The 17,957-nt window shown below is 54.3% G+C and carries 32 protein-coding genes; 2 read left to right on the plus strand and 30 right to left on the minus strand.

The features are described from left to right. Positions 1–135: 135 nt before the first annotated feature. The 28 genes from rplQ to rpsJ form a co-directional block, all read right to left on the minus strand. A complete protein-coding gene (gene rplQ, locus OKB77_RS16020) occupies positions 136–519 on the minus strand; it encodes a 50S ribosomal protein L17 (protein WP_005307999.1) in 384 nt (127 codons plus the stop codon). A 43-nt stretch (positions 520–562) separates the two neighbouring features. Then, positions 563–1,552, minus strand: coding sequence for a DNA-directed RNA polymerase subunit alpha (locus OKB77_RS16025; RefSeq protein ID WP_005307997.1), 990 nt, complete (start codon positions 1,550–1,552; stop codon positions 563–565). Between the two features lie 25 nt (positions 1,553–1,577). Next, positions 1,578–2,198 carry a 30S ribosomal protein S4 gene (gene rpsD / locus OKB77_RS16030; RefSeq protein ID WP_005340600.1) on the minus strand — a complete coding sequence of 207 codons (621 nt, stop codon included), beginning with the start codon at positions 2,196–2,198 and terminating at the stop codon, positions 1,578–1,580. 39 nt (positions 2,199–2,237) lie between these two features. Continuing rightward, complete coding sequence (rpsK, locus tag OKB77_RS16035; RefSeq protein ID WP_005307993.1) at positions 2,238–2,627, minus strand: 30S ribosomal protein S11; 390 nt, start codon at positions 2,625–2,627, stop codon at positions 2,238–2,240. Positions 2,628–2,641: 14 nt separating this feature from the next. Next, a complete protein-coding gene (rpsM, locus tag OKB77_RS16040; protein ID WP_005307991.1) occupies positions 2,642–2,998 on the minus strand; it encodes a 30S ribosomal protein S13 in 357 nt (118 codons plus the stop codon). Between the two features lie 139 nt (positions 2,999–3,137). After that, entirely contained in the window at positions 3,138–3,251 is a 114-nt protein-coding gene (gene rpmJ, locus OKB77_RS16045) for a 50S ribosomal protein L36 (RefSeq protein WP_005319705.1), read from the minus strand. A 27-nt stretch (positions 3,252–3,278) separates the two neighbouring features. After that, positions 3,279–4,607 (minus strand): preprotein translocase subunit SecY, encoded by a 1,329-nt coding sequence (gene secY / locus OKB77_RS16050; RefSeq protein WP_005340602.1) that lies wholly within the window; start codon positions 4,605–4,607, stop codon positions 3,279–3,281. Between the two features lie 8 nt (positions 4,608–4,615). After that, positions 4,616–5,053 carry a 50S ribosomal protein L15 gene (gene rplO, locus OKB77_RS16055; protein WP_005340604.1) on the minus strand — a complete coding sequence of 146 codons (438 nt, stop codon included), beginning with the start codon at positions 5,051–5,053 and terminating at the stop codon, positions 4,616–4,618. A 2-nt stretch (positions 5,054–5,055) separates the two neighbouring features. Next, complete coding sequence (rpmD, locus tag OKB77_RS16060) at positions 5,056–5,235, minus strand: 50S ribosomal protein L30 (protein ID WP_005307985.1); 180 nt, start codon at positions 5,233–5,235, stop codon at positions 5,056–5,058. A 6-nt stretch (positions 5,236–5,241) separates the two neighbouring features. Beyond that, positions 5,242–5,742 carry a 30S ribosomal protein S5 gene (gene rpsE / locus OKB77_RS16065; RefSeq protein ID WP_005340605.1) on the minus strand — a complete coding sequence of 167 codons (501 nt, stop codon included), beginning with the start codon at positions 5,740–5,742 and terminating at the stop codon, positions 5,242–5,244. Positions 5,743–5,756: 14 nt separating this feature from the next. Next, positions 5,757–6,110, minus strand: a complete 354-nt coding sequence (rplR, locus tag OKB77_RS16070; protein WP_005340606.1) for a 50S ribosomal protein L18 — start codon at positions 6,108–6,110, stop codon at positions 5,757–5,759. Positions 6,111–6,119: 9 nt separating this feature from the next. After that, positions 6,120–6,653, minus strand: coding sequence for a 50S ribosomal protein L6 (rplF, locus tag OKB77_RS16075; RefSeq protein ID WP_005340607.1), 534 nt, complete (start codon positions 6,651–6,653; stop codon positions 6,120–6,122). Positions 6,654–6,666: 13 nt separating this feature from the next. Further along, the gene (rpsH, locus tag OKB77_RS16080) at positions 6,667–7,059 is read right to left on the minus strand and encodes a 30S ribosomal protein S8 (RefSeq protein ID WP_005307980.1); all 393 of its coding nucleotides are present in this window, start codon (positions 7,057–7,059) and stop codon (positions 6,667–6,669) included. Positions 7,060–7,080: 21 nt separating this feature from the next. After that, positions 7,081–7,386 (minus strand): 30S ribosomal protein S14, encoded by a 306-nt coding sequence (rpsN, locus tag OKB77_RS16085; RefSeq protein WP_005340609.1) that lies wholly within the window; start codon positions 7,384–7,386, stop codon positions 7,081–7,083. A gap of 10 nt (positions 7,387–7,396) precedes the next feature. After that, positions 7,397–7,936, minus strand: a complete 540-nt coding sequence (rplE, locus tag OKB77_RS16090; RefSeq protein ID WP_005331162.1) for a 50S ribosomal protein L5 — start codon at positions 7,934–7,936, stop codon at positions 7,397–7,399. Between the two features lie 13 nt (positions 7,937–7,949). After that, on the minus strand, positions 7,950–8,267 hold the full coding sequence (gene rplX / locus OKB77_RS16095) for a 50S ribosomal protein L24 (RefSeq protein WP_005307977.1): 318 nt from the start codon (positions 8,265–8,267) through the stop codon (positions 7,950–7,952). Between the two features lie 11 nt (positions 8,268–8,278). After that, complete coding sequence (rplN, locus tag OKB77_RS16100; RefSeq protein WP_005307975.1) at positions 8,279–8,647, minus strand: 50S ribosomal protein L14; 369 nt, start codon at positions 8,645–8,647, stop codon at positions 8,279–8,281. A 147-nt stretch (positions 8,648–8,794) separates the two neighbouring features. After that, entirely contained in the window at positions 8,795–9,043 is a 249-nt protein-coding gene (gene rpsQ / locus OKB77_RS16105; RefSeq protein WP_005307966.1) for a 30S ribosomal protein S17, read from the minus strand. Continuing rightward, positions 9,043–9,234 (minus strand): 50S ribosomal protein L29, encoded by a 192-nt coding sequence (gene rpmC, locus OKB77_RS16110; protein WP_005307965.1) that lies wholly within the window; start codon positions 9,232–9,234, stop codon positions 9,043–9,045. Before rpmC ends, rpsQ begins: the two co-directional genes overlap by 1 nt. Further along, positions 9,234–9,647 (minus strand): 50S ribosomal protein L16, encoded by a 414-nt coding sequence (rplP, locus tag OKB77_RS16115; RefSeq protein WP_005340612.1) that lies wholly within the window; start codon positions 9,645–9,647, stop codon positions 9,234–9,236. Before rplP ends, rpmC begins: the two co-directional genes overlap by 1 nt. 13 nt (positions 9,648–9,660) lie before the next feature. Next, positions 9,661–10,374, minus strand: coding sequence for a 30S ribosomal protein S3 (gene rpsC, locus OKB77_RS16120; protein WP_005307962.1), 714 nt, complete (start codon positions 10,372–10,374; stop codon positions 9,661–9,663). 3 nt (positions 10,375–10,377) lie between these two features. Then, complete coding sequence (gene rplV / locus OKB77_RS16125; RefSeq protein WP_005319741.1) at positions 10,378–10,722, minus strand: 50S ribosomal protein L22; 345 nt, start codon at positions 10,720–10,722, stop codon at positions 10,378–10,380. Positions 10,723–10,732: 10 nt separating this feature from the next. Beyond that, entirely contained in the window at positions 10,733–11,011 is a 279-nt protein-coding gene (rpsS, locus tag OKB77_RS16130) for a 30S ribosomal protein S19 (RefSeq protein WP_005307960.1), read from the minus strand. Between the two features lie 22 nt (positions 11,012–11,033). Beyond that, positions 11,034–11,855: a 50S ribosomal protein L2 gene (gene rplB, locus OKB77_RS16135; protein ID WP_005340614.1), complete on the minus strand. Its 822-nt coding sequence runs from the start codon at positions 11,853–11,855 to the stop codon at positions 11,034–11,036. 15 nt (positions 11,856–11,870) lie between these two features. Next, positions 11,871–12,173 carry a 50S ribosomal protein L23 gene (gene rplW, locus OKB77_RS16140; RefSeq protein WP_005307955.1) on the minus strand — a complete coding sequence of 101 codons (303 nt, stop codon included), beginning with the start codon at positions 12,171–12,173 and terminating at the stop codon, positions 11,871–11,873. Continuing rightward, positions 12,170–12,775, minus strand: a complete 606-nt coding sequence (gene rplD / locus OKB77_RS16145) for a 50S ribosomal protein L4 (protein WP_005340616.1) — start codon at positions 12,773–12,775, stop codon at positions 12,170–12,172. The genes rplW and rplD overlap by 4 nt, the downstream gene beginning before the upstream one ends. A 17-nt stretch (positions 12,776–12,792) precedes the next feature. Further along, entirely contained in the window at positions 12,793–13,425 is a 633-nt protein-coding gene (rplC, locus tag OKB77_RS16150; protein ID WP_005340620.1) for a 50S ribosomal protein L3, read from the minus strand. Positions 13,426–13,447: 22 nt separating this feature from the next. Beyond that, on the minus strand, positions 13,448–13,759 hold the full coding sequence (rpsJ, locus tag OKB77_RS16155; RefSeq protein WP_005307944.1) for a 30S ribosomal protein S10: 312 nt from the start codon (positions 13,757–13,759) through the stop codon (positions 13,448–13,450). 356 nt (positions 13,760–14,115) lie between these two features. Between rpsJ and OKB77_RS16160 the strand changes: the two genes are divergently transcribed. Beyond that, the gene (locus OKB77_RS16160; RefSeq protein ID WP_199427770.1) at positions 14,116–15,030 is read left to right on the plus strand and encodes a DMT family transporter; all 915 of its coding nucleotides are present in this window, start codon (positions 14,116–14,118) and stop codon (positions 15,028–15,030) included. Between the two features lie 37 nt (positions 15,031–15,067). Here OKB77_RS16160 and envZ read toward each other — a convergent pair whose 3' ends face one another. Next, positions 15,068–16,378, minus strand: coding sequence for a two-component system sensor histidine kinase EnvZ (envZ, locus tag OKB77_RS16165; protein ID WP_064339174.1), 1,311 nt, complete (start codon positions 16,376–16,378; stop codon positions 15,068–15,070). Further along, positions 16,375–17,097 (minus strand): osmolarity response regulator transcription factor OmpR, encoded by a 723-nt coding sequence (gene ompR, locus OKB77_RS16170; protein ID WP_005340625.1) that lies wholly within the window; start codon positions 17,095–17,097, stop codon positions 16,375–16,377. The genes envZ and ompR overlap by 4 nt, the downstream gene beginning before the upstream one ends. A 249-nt stretch (positions 17,098–17,346) precedes the next feature. On the opposite strand from ompR, the gene greB reads away from it, so the two are divergent. Then, a complete protein-coding gene (gene greB, locus OKB77_RS16175) occupies positions 17,347–17,820 on the plus strand; it encodes a transcription elongation factor GreB (RefSeq protein WP_005355349.1) in 474 nt (157 codons plus the stop codon). Positions 17,821–17,957 lie beyond the last annotated feature (137 nt).

Below are 17,957 nucleotides of genomic sequence, written 5' to 3' on the forward strand. Positions count from 1 at the left end.
GCAGTTGAGGCAGTTGAGGCAGTTGAGGCAGTTGAGGCAGTTGAGGCAGTTGAGGCAGTTGAGGCAGTTGAGGCAGTTGAGGCAGTATCAGAATGGATTAAAAGAAAAGCCGGGACAAGCCCGGCTTTTTCTTTATCACTCAGCAGCTGCTTCAGCAGCGGCCGGGCGGTCTACCAGCTCAATATAAGCCATAGGGGCGTTGTCGCCTGCACGGAAACCGCATTTCAGAATGCGAGTATAACCGCCGGCGCGCTCCAGGTAGCGCGGGCCCAGTTCATTGAACAGCTTAGCCACGATCGCGTTATCGCGAGTACGGGCAAATGCCAGGCGACGATTAGCAACGCTATCAGTCTTGGCAAGGGTGATCAGCGGTTCAACTACACGACGCAGCTCTTTTGCCTTAGGCAGAGTCGTCTTGATGATCTCATGACGAACCAGGGAGCTGGCCATGTTGCGGAACATTGCCTGACGATGGCTGCTGTTCCGGTTCAGTTGACGACCACTCAAACGATGGCGCATGACCTTATCCTTCTAACTAAATCTGTGAAACCCGTAATCTGGATTACTCGTCAGCGATGCTGGCGGGCGGCCAGTTCTCAAGGCGCATGCCAAGAGACAGACCACGGGAGGCCAACACGTCCTTGATCTCAGTCAGGGACTTCTTACCGAGGTTAGGAGTCTTAAGCAACTCAACTTCGGTACGCTGTACCAGATCACCAATATAGTGGATAGCTTCTGCCTTCAGACAGTTCGCAGAACGAACTGTCAGCTCCAAATCATCGACAGGACGTAGCAGAATCGGATCAAACTCGGGTTTCTCTTCTTTCTTCTCGGGCACGCTGACATCGCGCAGATCCACGAAAGCTTCCAGTTGCTCGGCCAGAATAGTGGCAGAACGACGGATGGCTTCTTCAGGATCCAGGGTACCATTGGTCTCCATGTCGATGACCAGCTTGTCCAAGTCGGTACGCTGTTCCACACGTGCTGCCTCAACATTGTAGGCAATACGAACGATGGGGCTGAACGCGGAGTCCAGCAGCAGGCGACCAATCGGGCGCTCTTCGTCATCGTTGTGAACACGAGCAGAAGCAGGCACATAACCACGACCGCGCTGAACTTTCAGGCGCATGCTGATTTCAGCATTGGCACCAGTCAGGTGGCAGATTACATGCTCCGGGTTTACGATCTCGACTTCATCACCGTGAGTGATATCACCAGCGGTAACGGGGCCTGTTCCAGACTTGGTCAGGGACAGAGTTACCTCGTCCTTGCCTTCCAGCTTCACAGCGATACCTTTCAGGTTGAGCAGGATTTCAAGAATGTCTTCCTGTACACCTTCTTTGCTGCTGTACTCATGCAGTACCCCGTCAATTTCGACTTCAGTAACTGCACAACCGGGCATAGATGACAGCAAAATACGACGCAGGGCGTTGCCCAGCGTGTGACCAAAGCCACGCTCGAGTGGCTCAAGAGTCACTTTCGCATGAGTCGGGCTAACTTGCTCGATGTCAACTAGCCGCGGTTTAAGAAAATCTGTTACAGAACCCAGCATTGTGTCCTCTCTTTAGAAGCTAGCTTTACTTGGAGTAAAGCTCGACGATCAGCTGTTCGTTAATGTCGGCAGACAGGTCGGAACGCTCTGGCAGACGCTTGAAAGCACCTTCCATTTTAGCGGCGTCAACCTCTACCCAAGTCGGCTTCTCACGCTGACCAGCAACTTCCAGGGAAGCTTTGATACGCGCTTGCTTCTTAGCCTTCTCACGAACGCAGATCACGTCCTCAGGGGAAACCTGGAAAGAAGGAATGTTCACAACGCGACCGTTAACCATGATGGCCTTGTGGCTCACCAGCTGACGAGATTCAGCACGGGTAGCGCCGAAGCCCATACGGTAAACAACGTTGTCCAAACGACCTTCCAGCAGCTGCAACAGGTTTTCACCGGTGTTACCCTTTTGACGGGCAGCATCGCGGTAGTAGTTGCGGAACTGTTTTTCCAATACGCCGTAGATACGACGAACTTTTTGTTTCTCGCGCAGCTGAACACCGTAGTCGGACAGACGCGCTTTGCGCGCACCGTGCTGACCAGGGGCGGTGTCAATCTTGCACTTAGAATCAATCGCACGAACACCTGACTTCAGGAAGAGGTCGGTGCCCTCACGACGGCTAAGCTTAAGCTTAGGACCGATATATCTTGCCATCTTCTTTCTCCAACAATCCTAGACCAAGTAGCTACAGCGTTATACGCGGCGCTTCTTGGGAGGACGACAACCGTTGTGCGGGATCGGAGTCACATCAGTAATGTTAGTGATGCGGAAACCAGCCGCGTTCAGGGCGCGGATGGAAGACTCACGACCGGGACCCGGACCTTTGACCATGACTTCCAGGTTCTTGACGCCATATTCTTTGGCCATCTCACCAGCGCGCTCGGCAGCTACCTGAGCAGCGAACGGGGTGGACTTACGAGAACCACGGAAACCGGAACCACCAGAAGTAGCCCAAGACAGAGCATTGCCCTGACGGTCAGTAATGGTCACGATTGTGTTGTTGAAAGATGCATGAACGTGCGCAATACCGTCGCTCACTTGCTTTTTAACGCGCTTGCGAGCACGAGTCGGAGTTTTAGCCATTTTCTACCTTCCCGTTACTTCTTGATAGCCTTGCGCGGACCCTTACGGGTACGAGCGTTGGTCTTGGTACGTTGACCACGAACAGGCAGGCTACGACGGTGACGCAAACCACGGTAGCAACCCAGATCCATCAATCGCTTGATGTTCATGGAAATCTGACGACGCAGGTCACCTTCAACGGTGAATTTACCTACTTGTTCACGCAGACTCTCGATCTGAGCTTCGTCCAGGTCTTTAATTTTCACATTCTCAGCGATACCGGCTGCGGCACAGATGGCCTTGGAGCGGGTACGACCGACGCCATAAATAGCAGTCAAAGCGATGACTGCATGCTTATGGTCAGGAATGTTAATGCCAGCGATACGGGCCACTATTCACTCCTACATATAGTAGATTACGACCACCACAAAGCCCGTGAGCGGATACGTGGCGGTCAACCAATACACAACAAAAGTTGGCTGGCTATATTAGCCAGCACAACTATTTGTTGCAAGTACTAACCGTAAAAAATTAGCCTTGGCGCTGTTTATGCTTTGGCTCGCTGCAAATCACACGCACCACACCGTGACGCTTGATGATTTTGCAGTTACGGCAGATTGCCTTAACGGAAGCACGAACTTTCATTGCTTAACTCCGTAACTACGCCGACCTTTAGCGGCCGTAGCCCTTCAGGTTGGCCTTCCTCAGGACGTCGCCATATTGATGAGACATCATATGGGTTTGTACCTGAGCCATGAAGTCCATGATAACTACCACGATAATCAGCAGCGAAGTGCCACCGAAGTAGAACTGTACGTTCCAGGCAGTCATCAAGAACTGGGGTACCAGACAGATAAAGGTTATATAAAGCGCACCTGCCAATGTCAGGCGAGTCATAACCTTATCGATGTAACGTGCTGTCTGCTCGCCCGGGCGAATCCCCGGGATAAAGGCTCCACTCTTCTTCAGATTATCTGCTGTCTCGCGGGGGTTGAACACCAGCGCGGTATAGAAGAAACAGAAGAAGATAATGGCTGCTGCATACAGCATCTCGTAAAGCGGTTGACCCGGCTGCAGGACCATAGAGACCTGTTGCAGGATATCAGCTACTTTACCCTCACCCTGACCAAACCAGGAGGTAATGGTCCCCGGGAAGAGGATGATACTGGATGCGAAAATCGCAGGAATCACACCAGCCATATTCACTTTCAACGGCAGGTGTGTGCTTTGCGCGGCAAATACCTGGCGGCCTTGTTGACGCTTGGCATAGTTAACGACGATACGACGCTGACCACGCTCCACGAACACCACAAAGTAAGTCACTGCGAAAACAATCAAGCCCAGCAACAACAACAGCAGGATGTGCAATTCCCCTTGACGTGCCTGTTCGGCCGTAGCGCCAATGGCATGCGGCAGACCAGCAACGATACCTGTGAAAATAATCAACGAGATACCATTACCAATCCCACGCTCGGTTATCTGCTCACCCAACCACATCAAAAACATGGTACCGGTGACCAGACTCACAACCGCTGTGAAATAGAAGCCCAGACCCGGATTAGTCACGAGTCCATGCATCATATTCGGCAGACCGGTTGCAATACCAATGGCCTGGAAAGTTCCCAAAACCAGCGTGCCCCAACGGGTATATTGGCTAATCTTGCGACGGCCGGATTCACCTTCTTTCTTGAGTTCAGCAAGAGCGGGGTGAACCACTGTCAGCAGCTGGATAATGATCGATGCCGAAATGTACGGCATGATCCCCAACGCAAGAATAGAAGCACGCGAGAGTGCACCACCACTGAACATGTTGAACATCTCAATGATGGTGCCCTTCTGTTGCTGGAACAACTCGGCCAGTACGGCGGCGTCAATACCAGGAATCGGCACATAAGAGCCTGCACGGAAAACGATAATCGCCCCGAGAACGAAGAGCAGACGGCTCTTCAGTTCACTCAGACCACCCTGTGCTTTAACATCCAATCCTGGTTTCTTAGCCATTGTACTGATTATTCCTCGATTTTACCGCCAGCGGCCTCGATGGCTGCGCGTGCACCTTTGGTGACGGACAGACCACGAACGGTCACAGCACGGTCAATGTTGCCTGACAGAACAACTTTAGCGAACACGATGTTCTTAGTAACAACACCGGCTTGCTTCAGAGTGCTCAGGTCGACCACATCACCTTCTACCAGGGCGATTTCGTTCAGACGCACTTCGGCAGAAACCAAAGATTTGCGAGAGAAGAAACCGAACTTCGGCAGACGGATTTTCAAAGGCATCTGGCCACCTTCGAAACCGTTGCGAACTTTGCCGCCACCGGAACGAGAGGTTTGGCCTTTAACACCACGACCACCAGTCTTGCCCAGGCCGGAGCCGATACCACGACCACGACGTTGTTTTTCAGGCTTGGAACCAGCGGCCGGAGACAGAGTGTTCAGACGCATGCTTAGCCCTCCACCTTAACCATGTAATAAACCTGGTTGATCATGCCGCGTACGCAAGGAGTATCTTCCAGCTCAACGGTGTGACCAATGCGACGCAGACCCAGACCACGCAGAGTCGCCTTGTGCTTTGGCAGACGGCCGATAGAGCTGCGAGTTTGAGTTACTTTTACAGTGTTAGCCATGTCGCATTACCCCAGAATTTCTTCAACGCGCAGACCACGCTTGGCAGCGATCTGTTCCGGTGATTGACCGTGAACCAGAGCGTCTACAGTAGCGCGAACAACGTTGATTGGGTTGGTGGAACCGTAGGTCTTGGCCAGCACGTTGTGGATACCGGCAACTTCCAGAACAGCACGCATAGCGCCGCCTGCAATGATACCAGTACCTTGGGAGGCCGGCTTCATGAACACGGTGGAGCCAGAGTGAACACCACGCACCGGGTGGTGCAGAGTGCCGTTGTTCAGCTCAACCTTGTTCAGGTTACGCTTAGCCTGTTCCATTGCTTTTTGAATAGCAGCCGGAACTTCACGGGCTTTACCGTAACCGTAACCTACACGGCCGTTACCATCACCCACCACGGTCAACGCGGTGAAGGACATGATACGACCACCTTTAACAGTTTTCGAAACACGGTTTACTGCAATGAGCTTTTCTTGCAGTTCGCCGGCTTGAGATTCGACTTTAGCCATCTTCGACTCCTAGCTTAGAACTGAAGACCAGCGTCACGTGCGGCAGCTGCCAGGGCAGCGATGCGACCGTGATACTTGAAACCGGAACGATCGAAAGATACGTTCTGAACGCCTTTGGCAATAGCACGCTCAGCGATAGCCTTACCTACAGCGGTAGCAGCATCTGCATTACCGGTGTATTTCAGAGCTTCACTGATGGCTTTCTCTACTGTGGAAGCAGAGGCCAGAACTTCGGAACCGTTGGCTGCAATAACCTGCGCATAGATATGACGCGGGGTACGGTGAACAACCAGACGGGTAGCTCCCAGTTCCTGCATCTTTTTCCGAGCACGAGTAGCACGACGGAGACGAGCTGCTTTCTTGTCCATAGTGTTACCTTACTTCTTCTTAGCTTCTTTAGTACGCACTTGCTCGTTGGCATAGCGTACACCCTTGCCCTTGTAGGGCTCCGGAGCGCGGTAAGCACGGATATCGGCGGCGACTTGGCCAACCAGCTGCTTGTCGACGCCACGCAGAACGATTTCTGTAGCAGTCGGGCACTCAGCGGTCACACCAGCCGGCAGCGCATGCTCTACCGGGTGAGAGAAGCCCAGAGCCAGCGCAACAGCATTGCCCTTGATGGAGGCTTTATAACCTACACCAACCAGCTGCAGCTTGCGCTCGAAGCCTTGGGTAACACCGATTACCATGTTGTTGACCAATGCACGGGCAGTACCGGCCTGAGCGTCAGCACCAGCGATGCTGCCGCGCGGGGCGAACTTCAGTACATTGTCTTCTTTGGTCACTTCTACACCGGCGTGAATAGAGCGAACCAGAGAACCTTTACCACCTTTGATGGTCAGTTCCTGGCCGTTCAGAGTCACCTCTACGCCAGCAGGAATAGTGACGGGTGCCTTAGCAACACGAGACATTTCCTACCTCCTATTAAGCGACGTAGCAGATGATCTCACCGCCCATGCTTGCTTTGCGAGCAGCACGGTCAGTCATCACACCTTTAGACGTGGACACGATAGCAACACCGAGACCGCCCATAACTTTCGGCAGATCAGTAGTGCGCTTGTAAATACGCAGGCCTGGACGGCTTACGCGTTGGATCAGTTCTACAACTGGCTTGCCCTGGAAATATTTCAGTTCAATTTCCAGTTCCGGCTTCACGTCACCAGCTACGGAGTAGCCAGCGATGTAACCTTCTTCTTTCAGCACTTTGGCGATAGCCACTTTCAGCTTGGAAGAAGGCATGGAAACCGCAACTTTGCTCGCCGCCTGACCGTTACGGATGCGGGTCAGCATATCCGCGATCGGATCTTGCATGCTCATAAGTCTAACTCCCGAGATTCGTTACCAAGAAGCCTTCTTCAGGCCCGGAATTTCGCCCTTCATGGCATGCTCACGCACCTTGATGCGAGACAGGCCAAACTTGCGCAGGAAACCGTGCGGACGACCAGTAATATTGCAACGGTTACGCTGGCGGGACGGACTGGAATCACGGGGCAGCTGTTGCAGTTGCAGTACAGCATCCCAACGCGCTTCTTCAGAAGCGTTCATGTCAACGATGATAGCTTTCAGCTCGGCACGCTTGGTCGCGTACTTGGCTACCAGCTTGGCACGCTTTGCTTCGCGCGCTTTCATGGATGTTTTAGCCATAACCCTAACCTTACTTGCGGAATGGGAAGTTAAAGGCAGCCAGCAGAGCACGGCCTTCTTCATCGGTATTCGCGGAAGTGGTGATGGTGATATCCAGACCACGGACGCGATCGACTTTGTCATAGTCGATTTCCGGGAAGATGATCTGCTCACGCACGCCCATGGAGTAGTTACCACGACCATCGAACGCTTTAGCGTTCAGGCCACGGAAGTCACGGATACGCGGTACGGAGATGCAGATCAGCCGTTCCAGGAACTCCCACATACGCTCGCCACGCAGGGTTACTTTACAACCTATCGGGTAGCCTTCACGAATCTTGAAGCCCGCAACAGATTTGCGAGCTTTGGTGATCAGCGGCTTCTGACCGGAAATGGCAGCCATATCGGCAGCAGCATTTTCCAGCAATTTCTTGTCAGAGATCGCTTCACCAACACCCATGTTCAGGGTGATTTTCTCGATCCGAGGGACTTGCATGATAGTCTTGTAACCGAACTGCTTGGACAGTTCATTTACTACATCGGATTTGTAGTAATCATGCAGTTTCGCCATCGTTAAACTCCAATTACTTCACAAGTTCGCCGGTGGATTTGAAGAAACGGACTTTTTTGCCGTCTTCAATCCGGAAACCAACGCGGTCAGCTTTGCCAGTGGCAGAGTTGAACAGCGCTACGTTTGATACATCGATGGGGGCTTCTTTGGTGACGATACCGCCAGCCTGACCCAGTGCGGGTACCGGCTTCTGGTGTTTCTTCACCTGGTTGATGCCTTCCACGATTACCTTACCTTTTGCAATCAGGACTTGAGTGACTTTGCCACGCTTGCCCTTGTCTTTGCCGGTAAGAACAATCACTTCGTCTTCGCGACGGATTTTAGCTGCCATCGTTCGACTCCTTACAGTACTTCGGGTGCCAGGGACACAATCTTCATGAACTTCTCATTACGCAGTTCACGGGTCACCGGGCCAAAAATACGAGTACCGATTGGCTGTTGGTTGTTGTTAAGCAACACAGCCGCATTGTTGTCGAAACGGATGACAGAGCCGTCCGGACGACGAACGCCTTTACGGGTGCGTACGACCACCGCGTTATACACATCACCTTTCTTCACTTTACCGCGAGGAATGGCTTCCTTGATGGAAACCTTGATGATGTCGCCGATGCCGGCGTAACGGCGGTGCGAGCCACCCAGAACCTTAATACACATTACACTGCGAGCGCCGGAGTTGTCGGCAACACCCAGCATACTTTGCATCTGGATCATCTTAGTGCTCCGCTTTGTTTACTTCTTATCCCTAATGGGATCTGGCTGCCTTCAAAAGGCGCGAAACTATAACACAGGATTTTCAGAAAAGGTAGCCTAAAAAACAAACGGCCCCTGAAAGGGGCCGCTTGGACTACAAAGTACCGATTAGGCCTTTTCTACAACGGCAACCAGGGTCCAGGACTTGGTCTTGGACAGCGGGCGGCATTCGCGGATTTCCACGAGGTCGCCAGCTTTGCACTCGTTGTTTTCGTCATGCACGTGCAGCTTGGTAGTGCGCTTGATGATCTTACCGTAGATCGGGTGCTTTACCTTGCGCTCGATAGCAACAGTGATGGACTTGTCCATCTTGTCGCTGATTACACGACCTTGCAGAGTACGGATCTTGTCAGTCATTACGCACCTGCCTTCTCAGTCAGTACAGTCTTGATACGTGCGACGTCACGACGCACTTGTTTCAGAGTGTGAGTCTGAGCCAGCTGGCCGGTGGACGCTTGCATGCGCATGTTGAATTGCTCGCGCAGCAGGCCCAGCAGCTCCTGGTTCAGTTCTTCGACGCTCTTTTGACGCAGATCTTGGGCTTTCATCACATCACCGTCTTAATTACGAAAGTGGTCTGAACAGACAGCTTAGCTGCGGCCAGGGCAAACGCTTCACGCGCCAGAGCCTCAGGTACACCGTCCATCTCGTACAGAACCTTGCCAGGCTGGATCGGGCAAACCCAGTATTCCACGTTACCCTTACCTTTACCCATACGAACTTCGAGGGGCTTTTCGGTGATGGGCTTGTCCGGGAACACACGGATCCAGATCTTACCTTGACGCTTAACGTGACGGGTCATGGCACGACGGGCTGCTTCGATTTGACGAGCAGTCAGTTGACCACGGGATGTCGCCTTCAGGCCAAAGGTACCGAAGGATACTTCGTTACCAGAGGTGGCCAGACCGCGGTTACGACCCTTGTGGGTCTTGCGGAATTTAGTACGCTTAGGTTGCAACATTTACCGAATCTCCTTACTTAGCAGCGCGGCGCTTGTTGTCACGCTTGGGCTTTGCAGGAGCTTGCTCTTGAGCAGCGGCAGCGTTAACAGCAGCCAGACCGCCCAGAACTTCGCCCTTGAAGATCCAAACTTTAACGCCGATCACACCGTAAGTGGTGTGGGCTTCAGAAGTTGCGTAGTCGATGTCGGCACGCAGGGTGTGCAACGGCACACGACCTTCACGGTACCATTCGGTACGCGCGATTTCAGCGCCGCCCAGACGACCGGAAACTTCCACTTTGATGCCCTTGGCACCCAGGCGCATTGCGTTCTGTACGGCGCGCTTCATAGCACGACGGAACATTACACGACGCTCCAGCTGGGAAGTGATGCTGTCGGCAACGAGTTTGCCATCCAGCTCCGGCTTGCGGACTTCGGAAATGTTGATCTGAGCAGGCACGCCAGCAATAGTGGCTACAGCTTTGCGCAGTTTCTCAACGTCTTCGCCTTTCTTACCGATGACAACACCCGGACGAGCGGTGTGAATGGTCACACGGATGCTCTTGGCCGGACGCTCAATGGTGATCTTGGACAAGGACGCGTTTTTCAGTTCCTTGGTCAGGAACTGGCGTACTTGAAAATCGCTGTACAGGTTGTCAGCGAAGTCTTTGGTGTTCGCGAACCAGGTAGAATTCCAAGGCTTGGTAATACCCAGGCGAATGCCATTAGGATGTACTTTCTGACCCATTGCTTATCTCCCAGCCTTAGCGTCGGATACCACTACAGTGATGTGAGCGGTACGCTTGAGGATACGATCCGCACGACCTTTGGCACGCGGACGGATGCGCTTCATGGAGGGACCTTCGTCGACCATGATAGTAGCAACACGCAGCGCGTCGATATCGGCGCCTTCGTTGTGCTCAGCGTTTGCAATGGCAGATTCCAGCACTTTCTTAACCAGCACTGCAGCCTTTTTCGGGCTGAAGGTCAGGATATTCAGAGCCTTGTCTACGGACAGACCACGTACTTGATCGGCTACCAGACGAGCTTTCTGGGCAGAAGTACGGGCATAACGGTGTTTAGCGATAGCTTCCATCATTTATCCCTTAGCGCTTCTTAGCCTTCTTATCAGCAGCATGGCCGCGATAAGTACGAGTCGGTGCGAATTCACCCAGTTTGTGACCGATCATTTCTTCGGTAACGAAAACCGGAACGTGCTGACGACCATTATGGACAGCGATGGTCAAACCGATCATGTTCGGGATGATCATTGAACGACGGGACCAGGTTTTAACCGGCTTTTTATCCCCGCTTTCCACCGCTTTCTCTACCTTCTTCAGCAAGTGCAGGTCAATAAATGGACCCTTCTTGAGAGAACGTGGCATGGTGATTCCTCTATGTTAACAATTACTTGTTACGACGACGTACGATGTACTTGTCGGTACGCTTGTTCTTACGGGTCTTGAAGCCTTTAGCCTTCTGGCCCCATGGGGACACAGGCTGCATGCCCTTGTTACGACCCTCACCACCACCGTGCGGGTGGTCAACCGGGTTCATCGCCATACCGCGAACGGTCGGACGAATACCACGCCAGCGGTTTGCACCGGCTTTACCCAGTTGACGCAACATGTGCTCGGAGTTACCGACTTCACCGATGGTAGCGCGGCACTCGGCCAGAACTTTACGTACTTCGCCGGAACGCAGACGCAGAGTTACATAGTTACCTTCACGAGCCAGGATCTGGATGAAAGTACCAGCGGAACGAGCCAGCTGGGCACCTTTACCAGGCTTCATCTCTACAGCGTGAACGGTAGAACCAACCGGGATGTTGCGCATCGGCAGGGCGTTACCTACCTTGATGGCTGCATCAGCACCAGAAGCGATCGCGTCACCAGCTTTCAGGCCTTTCGGAGCCAGGATGTAACGACGCTCACCGTCTGCATACAACACCAGAGCGATGTTAGCGGTACGGTTCGGATCGTATTCCAGGCGCTCTACTTTAGCCGGGATACCGTCTTTGTCGCGCTTGAAGTCGACGATACGGTAGTGCTGCTTGTGACCACCACCGATATGACGGGTAGTGATACGGCCGTTGTTGTTACGACCACCGGACTTGCTTTTGCTGTCCAGCAGAGCGGCGAAGGGCTTGCCCTTGTACAGCTCTTGATTGACGATCTTGACGACGTGGCGGCGGCCCGGAGAAGTAGGCTTGCACTTAACGATTGCCATTTTTGAGAACTCCTCTTACTCGGCTGCGCCCATGAAGTCGATGTCCTGACCAGCTTTCAGGGTCACATAAGCCTTTTTCCAATCGGAACGACGGCCTACGCGTGCACCTGCGCGCTTGGTCTTACCCTTCATGTTCAGGGTACGGACGGTCTCAACTTCGACCTCGAACAGTTTCGCAACTGCAGCTTTGACTTCCGCCTTGGTAGCATCAACAGCAACTTTGAACACGATAGTGTTCTGCTTTTCTGCAACCATGGTGCTCTTTTCAGAGATGTGCGGAGCCTTCAGAACTTTCAGCAGACGCTCTTCACGGATCATGCCAGCATCTCCTCGATTTGCTTAACTGCGTCAGCAGTCATCAGAACCTTGTCGAAAGCGATCAGGCTGACCGGGTCGATACCGGCAACGTCACGCACGTCAACTTTGTACAGGTTGCGAGCAGCCAGGAACAGGTTCTCATCGACTTCAGCAGTCACGATCAGAACGTCAGTCAGTTCCATTTCTTTCAGCTTGGCGATCAGTTCTTTGGTCTTCGGAGCTTCGATGCCGAACTTCTCAACAACGATCAGGCGCTCTTGACGTACCAGCTCGGACAGAATGCTACGGATAGCGCCGCGGTACATCTTCTTGTTTACTTTCTGGCTGTGATCTTGCGGCTTAGCAGCAAAAGTCACACCACCGGAACGCCAGATGGGCGAACGGATGGAGCCAGCACGGGCACGACCAGTACCCTTCTGACGCCACGGCTTTTTGCCGCCACCAGACACTTCAGAGCGAGTCAGCTGCGCACGAGTACCCTGACGGGCACCAGCGGCATATGCAACGACGACCTGGTGAACCAGAGCTTCGTTGAATTCGCGCCCGAAGGTAGTCTCGGAAACTTCAAGAGCGCTCTTGGCGTCTTTCATTACCAATTCCATTACTATCTCCTCAGACGTTACGCTTTGACGGCAGGTTTGACGATCACGTTGCCGTTGGTTGCACCCGGTACTGCACCTTTGATGAGCAGCAGGTTGCGTTCAGCGTCAACACGAACCAGTTCCAGGTTCTGAGTCGTTACACGCTCAGCACCCATGTGACCAGCCATCTTTTTGCCCTTGAATACACGACCCGGAGTCTGGTTCTGACCGATAGAACCCGGAACGCGGTGAGACAAGGAGTTACCGTGGGTCATATCCTGGGTGCGGAAGTTGTGGCGCTTAACAGTACCAGCAAAGCCCTTACCTTTGGATGTGCCGGTAACGTCTACCAGCTTAACGTCAGCGAGAAGATCTACTTTCAGCTCGCTACCAACAGTGAAAGTTTCACCGTTGTTCAGGCGGAATTCCCACAGACCGCGACCGGCTTCTACACCAGCTTTGGCGAAGTGGCCAGCTTCCGGCTTGGTCACACGGCTGGCTTTCTTGGCGCCAGTGGTAACCTGAATAGCGTTGTAGCCGTCGGTTTCTACAGATTTGACCTGAGTTACACGGTTAGCTTCAACTTCGATAACAGTCACCGGGATAGAAACGCCATCTTCAGTGAAGATGCGAGTCATACCCACTTTGCGACCTACAAGACCGATTGTCATTGTTATCAACCTCTTTCCGTAATTAACCCAGGCTGATCTGGACGTCTACACCAGCTGCCAGATCCAGACGCATCAGGGCGTCAACGGTCTTGTCAGTCGGCTCAACGATGTCTACCAGACGCTTGTGAGTGCGGATCTCGTACTGATCACGCGCATCTTTGTTGACGTGCGGGGAGATCAGGACGGTGAAGCGCTCTTTGCGAGTCGGCAGCGGAATAGGACCGCGAACCTGCGCGCCAGTGCGCTTAGCAGTTTCAACGATTTCCGCAGTGGATTGATCAATCAGGCGATGATCAAAAGCCTTCAGGCGGATACGGATTCTTTGGTTCTGCATTGACAGAGCTCCAATAGATAAAAGAACATAAATCAACACCGCCCGACCGAGATTTCTCCCGCCAGAGGTGTGATTTTTCACGTTTCCCCCCATATCGGGAGGACTGTATGGCTGGCTCCTGTAAACAGGAAACTCAGCAGCAGACATATCGTCTGGCTTACCTCATGGGTAAGCGGAGGGGATTATACGGATTTTTCAAATTTGCGCAAGGGAGAGCGAACAGATTATGCGCAGTTTTATGTGACAGATGGATCTCGCCTGCGGCAACGCACTCTGCAGCCAACACCAAGGTAACGACAATGTTACAAGCAGACTGGTAGACTGTGCGCTTGCCTCTGTCAGTGGAACGACATCCCATGCTCAAAGATCAAAAGAAAGCCTATCAGTATGGCCTTTGCGCCGTTGCCCTCTGGTCGACGGTCGCCACAGCCTTCAAGATCTCCCTCGCCTATTTCGAACCTGTGCAACTGTTGCTTGTGGCCGCCTTCACCTCGACTCTCACGCTGACAGCCGTCGTCGCCAAACAGGGCAAACTGCCGCTGCTGAGGAGCTACATCAAGGCCAGCCCTTTCTACTACCTGACTCTGGGCGTGCTGAACCCCTTTCTCTATTACCTGTTGCTATTCAGGGCCTATGACCTGTTGCCTGCCCAGCAGGCACAGACCCTCAACTACACCTGGGCCATTACCCTCAGTCTGCTGGCCGTCCCCTTCCTCGGCCAGAAGCTGCGTCGGCGTGATGGCGTCGCTATCGTGCTGGGGTATTTTGGCGCGCTGGTGATCGCCACCAGAGGGGATGTATTCGGCCTCCAGTTCGACAGCCCCCTCGGCGTGACGCTGGCGCTGGTCTCGACCCTCATCTGGGCCAGCTACTGGATCCTCAACACCCGCAATCAGGGCGATCCCATCGTCAGCCTGTTGCTCGGCTTTATGATCAGCCTGCCTTTTATCGTCGTTGCAACCTGGTTGCTCTCCGATTTTGCCATGACCGCCTGGCAGGGATGGGCTGGTGCCATCTATGTGGGACTGTTCGAAATGGGCTTCGGTTTCGTGCTCTGGCTGATGGCGCTGCGCCATGCCACCAACACGGCCCCCATCAGCAACCTCATTTTCATCTCGCCGTTTGCCTCACTGGTGCTGCTCAATCTGCTGATCGGCGAAGCCATCCATCCGGCCACCCCCATCGGGTTGGCGCTCATCGTTGCCGCCCTGTTGATCCAGCAGCTCAAGTACGGCAAACGCTATCGAGCATCAGTCGAAACCAAGAGCTGACCATGCAGAAGGGCGTATCCACAGATACGCCCTTCTCTCAATCCATCCACTCCTGTGGCTGATGTTTCGGCAGCCGCATCTCGACCAACAAGCCGCCGAGATCCGAGCTTCCCAACCGGATAGTGCCATGGTGCTGGGCGACTATCTTGGCCACGATGGCCAACCCCAAGCCACTACCGCCAACGGTACGCGCCACATTACCCTGAGTAAACGGCTTGAGCACCCGGGAGTAGTCCTGCTCCGGAATGCCGGGGCCATCATCGGAAAGGCGCAGGCGCACCCAGTGCCCGTCGTCCTTCAACTCGGCATACAAGCGGCTCGCCCCATAACGCTGCGAGTTGCTTGAGAGGTTGTTCAACACCCGCCGGATACTGACCGGATTGCAGGCCACCCGCACCGCCTCTTGCGGCAGCGCCAGATCAACCTCCAGCCCCTGCTCCGAGTAGATCAGTAAGGTATCGTGCACCAGCTGGGTCAGATCGATCGGCTCCAGATCCTGGCCCTCATCCGGGCGGATGTAATCGATGAACTGATCGATGATGGCATTGGACTCATCGATGTCGGCGTTGATGCTCTCCTTGAGGTACTCGTCACCGGAGGACATCATCTCGGTCGCCAGCCGGATGCGGGTCAGCGGGGTACGCAGATCGTGGGAAACCCCCGCCATCATCAGGTTACGCTCTTCGATCAGGCTCTTGATGGAGTGGGACATATGGTTGAAGGTGCGGGTCAGTCGCCGCACTTCCCGTGAGCCAAGCTCCCCCAGCGCCTCCGGGAAATGGCCCCTGGCAACAGCAACGGCACCAGCCTCGAGATCTTCGAGCGGGCGCACCAGCTGCCGGGCAAAGCGCCAGGCCGCAAACAGGGTGATCACCAGCAGCACGCTCAGATAGATGATAAGGGGTTCGATATCGTCATCTTCGATCTCGGTCAGCGGGATCCGCACCCAGATTTTGCTGGCCTGCGGCGGCTGGATCCAGATGATGTAGTGATCCTGGATCTCGACCCGCACCTTGGCCGGGCCACCCAGTTCGCGACTGATGTTCTCCTCCAGATAGGGGTACGGCTTGGCCTCGTTGAAGCCATGCTGCACCGCCTCGCTCTGGGTATAGATATCGGTACCGGTCGTCACATAAACCAGCGCCTCGGCATCTTCGCTCAGCGCCAGTTGTTCAGTGTTGACCGGAAAGATCAGCTTGACCTGATTGGCCAGCAAGTGACTGATCTGCTTGACGGTTGGCGCAAGCAGATAGTTATAGAAGGTGACGTAGGAGACCGCTTGATAGACCACCAGGACAGCAGCCAGAAACCAGAGCATGCGCGAGAACATGCTGCCGACTTTTTTCATGCACCGTCACCATCTGGCACGAACACATACCCCAGACCCCACACGGTCTGCAGGTAGCGGGGCTGGGCCGGATCCTGCTCCAGCAGGCGGCGCAGGCGAGAGACCTGCACGTCGATGCTGCGCTCGGTGGCGGTGTATTCGCGGCCACGGGCCAGATTCATCAGCTTGTCGCGGGAGAGCGGCTCGCGCGGATGACTGACCAGCACCTTGAGCACCGCAAATTCACCGCTGGTGAGCGCCATCGGTTCGCCATCCCGACTCAGCTCGCGGGTCGCGAGATTGAGCTGGAAGGCACCGAAGTTGACCACCTTTTCTGCAGCAGAAGGAGCCCCCGGCAGCTCGACGGTATGGCGGCGCAGCACGGCACGGATCCGCGCCAGCAGTTCGCGGGGGTTGAACGGCTTGGGCAGATAGTCATCGGCCCCCATCTCGAGCCCGACGATGCGATCCACTTCATCCCCCTTGGCGGTGAGCATCAGAACAGGGATCTGGTTGCCCGCTTCCCGCAGACGGCGGCAGATGGAGAGCCCATCCTCCCCCGGCAGCATCAGGTCGAGCACCATCAGGCTGAAGTTTTCACGAGTCAGCAAGCGATCGGCCTGCTCGCCATTAGCTACGCCGCGCACTACGAATCCCTGCTCGGTGAGATAGCGTTCCAACAGGGAACGTAATTTCAGGTCATCGTCCACGACCAGGACCTTGTATTGCTGCTGACTCATTGCTTTGCCTCTTCATTCTTTAGCTGCCCCCAATACTAGGGGGGGATATAGCGGGAGCAAAGCACAAATATGTTACCGGTTATTACCCATCCCGAGAGCGTGACGACCATCAAGTCACTGCGCTGTCCAGCCACATCCTCAATGGCTCCCGCCAAGCTGGCGCAATTTCTCTCGACAGCAAGAGGACAAAAGCTAATATTCCCGAGCAGTTAGCGATGAATACCCCTCTTTGACCAGGTCCGCATCACCATGAAGACAAAGCTGATCACCCGCGAAGGCTACAACAAGCTGAAAGAAGAGCTCGATTTCCTCTGGCGTCAGGAGCGCCCCGAGGTCACCAGGAAGGTGGCATGGGCCGCCAGTCTGGGGGATCGCAGCGAAAATGCCGACTACCAGTACAACAAGAAGCGGCTGCGGGAGATCGACCGGCGGGTGCGTTACCTGCGCAAATGTCTCGAAGAGCTGGGGATCGTCGACTATGCCCCCGCGCAGGAGGGCAAGGTCTTCTTCGGCGCCTGGGTCGAGGTGGAAAACGAAGAGGGCGAGACCAAGCGCTTTCGCATCGTCGGCTATGACGAGATCTTCGAGCGCAAGGATTACATCTCCATCGACTCCCCCATGGCCCGCGCCCTGCTCAAGAAAGAGGTCGGTGATGAAGCCATCGTCCGTACGCCAGTTGGTGACGTCTGCTGGTATATCAACGAGATCAGCTACCCCAAATAGCCGGACTACTGGTGAGCTGCTTGCCACAGGCACATCCTGAGTCACAGGTGCAATGGCAAGATATGCGCTCTCCCCTGCGACTTATCAGTCTGACGGGTGCAGACCCCGGCGCAGGGTGGCATCCCGCAACACGACCC

It is taken from the genome of Aeromonas sp. Y318-3 (genome assembly GCF_027706185.1).
GTDB lineage: Bacteria > Pseudomonadota > Gammaproteobacteria > Enterobacterales > Aeromonadaceae > Aeromonas > Aeromonas veronii.

Coding starts and splice junctions, on each gene's coding strand:
- rplQ (WP_005307999.1), bottom strand. CDS start 519: ATGCGCCATCGTTTGAGTGGTCGTCAACTGAACCGGAACAGCAGCCAT.
- OKB77_RS16025 (WP_005307997.1), bottom strand. CDS start 1,552: ATGCTGGGTTCTGTAACAGATTTTCTTAAACCGCGGCTAGTTGACATC.
- rpsD (WP_005340600.1), bottom strand. CDS start 2,198: ATGGCAAGATATATCGGTCCTAAGCTTAAGCTTAGCCGTCGTGAGGGC.
- rpsK (WP_005307993.1), bottom strand. CDS start 2,627: ATGGCTAAAACTCCGACTCGTGCTCGCAAGCGCGTTAAAAAGCAAGTG.
- rpmJ (WP_005319705.1), bottom strand. CDS start 3,251: ATGAAAGTTCGTGCTTCCGTTAAGGCAATCTGCCGTAACTGCAAAATC.
- secY (WP_005340602.1), bottom strand. CDS start 4,607: ATGGCTAAGAAACCAGGATTGGATGTTAAAGCACAGGGTGGTCTGAGT.
- rplO (WP_005340604.1), bottom strand. CDS start 5,053: ATGCGTCTGAACACTCTGTCTCCGGCCGCTGGTTCCAAGCCTGAAAAA.
- rpmD (WP_005307985.1), bottom strand. CDS start 5,235: ATGGCTAACACTGTAAAAGTAACTCAAACTCGCAGCTCTATCGGCCGT.
- rpsE (WP_005340605.1), bottom strand. CDS start 5,742: ATGGCTAAAGTCGAATCTCAAGCCGGCGAACTGCAAGAAAAGCTCATT.
- rplR (WP_005340606.1), bottom strand. CDS start 6,110: ATGGACAAGAAAGCAGCTCGTCTCCGTCGTGCTACTCGTGCTCGGAAA.
- rplF (WP_005340607.1), bottom strand. CDS start 6,653: ATGTCTCGTGTTGCTAAGGCACCCGTCACTATTCCTGCTGGCGTAGAG.
- rpsH (WP_005307980.1), bottom strand. CDS start 7,059: ATGAGCATGCAAGATCCGATCGCGGATATGCTGACCCGCATCCGTAAC.
- rpsN (WP_005340609.1), bottom strand. CDS start 7,386: ATGGCTAAAACATCCATGAAAGCGCGCGAAGCAAAGCGTGCCAAGCTG.
- rplE (WP_005331162.1), bottom strand. CDS start 7,936: ATGGCGAAACTGCATGATTACTACAAATCCGATGTAGTAAATGAACTG.
- rplX (WP_005307977.1), bottom strand. CDS start 8,267: ATGGCAGCTAAAATCCGTCGCGAAGACGAAGTGATTGTTCTTACCGGC.
- rplN (WP_005307975.1), bottom strand. CDS start 8,647: ATGATCCAGATGCAAAGTATGCTGGGTGTTGCCGACAACTCCGGCGCT.
- rpsQ (WP_005307966.1), bottom strand. CDS start 9,043: ATGACTGACAAGATCCGTACTCTGCAAGGTCGTGTAATCAGCGACAAG.
- rpmC (WP_005307965.1), bottom strand. CDS start 9,234: ATGAAAGCCCAAGATCTGCGTCAAAAGAGCGTCGAAGAACTGAACCAG.
- rplP (WP_005340612.1), bottom strand. CDS start 9,647: ATGTTGCAACCTAAGCGTACTAAATTCCGCAAGACCCACAAGGGTCGT.
- rpsC (WP_005307962.1), bottom strand. CDS start 10,374: ATGGGTCAGAAAGTACATCCTAATGGCATTCGCCTGGGTATTACCAAG.
- rplV (WP_005319741.1), bottom strand. CDS start 10,722: ATGGAAGCTATCGCTAAACACCGTTATGCCCGTACTTCTGCCCAGAAA.
- rpsS (WP_005307960.1), bottom strand. CDS start 11,011: ATGCCACGTTCTCTCAAGAAGGGTCCATTTATTGACCTGCACTTGCTG.
- rplB (WP_005340614.1), bottom strand. CDS start 11,855: ATGGCAATCGTTAAGTGCAAGCCTACTTCTCCGGGCCGCCGCCACGTC.
- rplW (WP_005307955.1), bottom strand. CDS start 12,173: ATGATCCGTGAAGAGCGTCTGCTGAAAGTTCTGAAGGCTCCGCACATC.
- rplD (WP_005340616.1), bottom strand. CDS start 12,775: ATGGAATTGGTAATGAAAGACGCCAAGAGCGCTCTTGAAGTTTCCGAG.
- rplC (WP_005340620.1), bottom strand. CDS start 13,425: ATGACAATCGGTCTTGTAGGTCGCAAAGTGGGTATGACTCGCATCTTC.
- rpsJ (WP_005307944.1), bottom strand. CDS start 13,759: ATGCAGAACCAAAGAATCCGTATCCGCCTGAAGGCTTTTGATCATCGC.
- OKB77_RS16160 (WP_199427770.1), top strand. CDS start 14,116: ATGCTCAAAGATCAAAAGAAAGCCTATCAGTATGGCCTTTGCGCCGTT.
- envZ (WP_064339174.1), bottom strand. CDS start 16,378: ATGAAAAAAGTCGGCAGCATGTTCTCGCGCATGCTCTGGTTTCTGGCT.
- ompR (WP_005340625.1), bottom strand. CDS start 17,097: ATGAGTCAGCAGCAATACAAGGTCCTGGTCGTGGACGATGACCTGAAA.
- greB (WP_005355349.1), top strand. CDS start 17,347: ATGAAGACAAAGCTGATCACCCGCGAAGGCTACAACAAGCTGAAAGAA.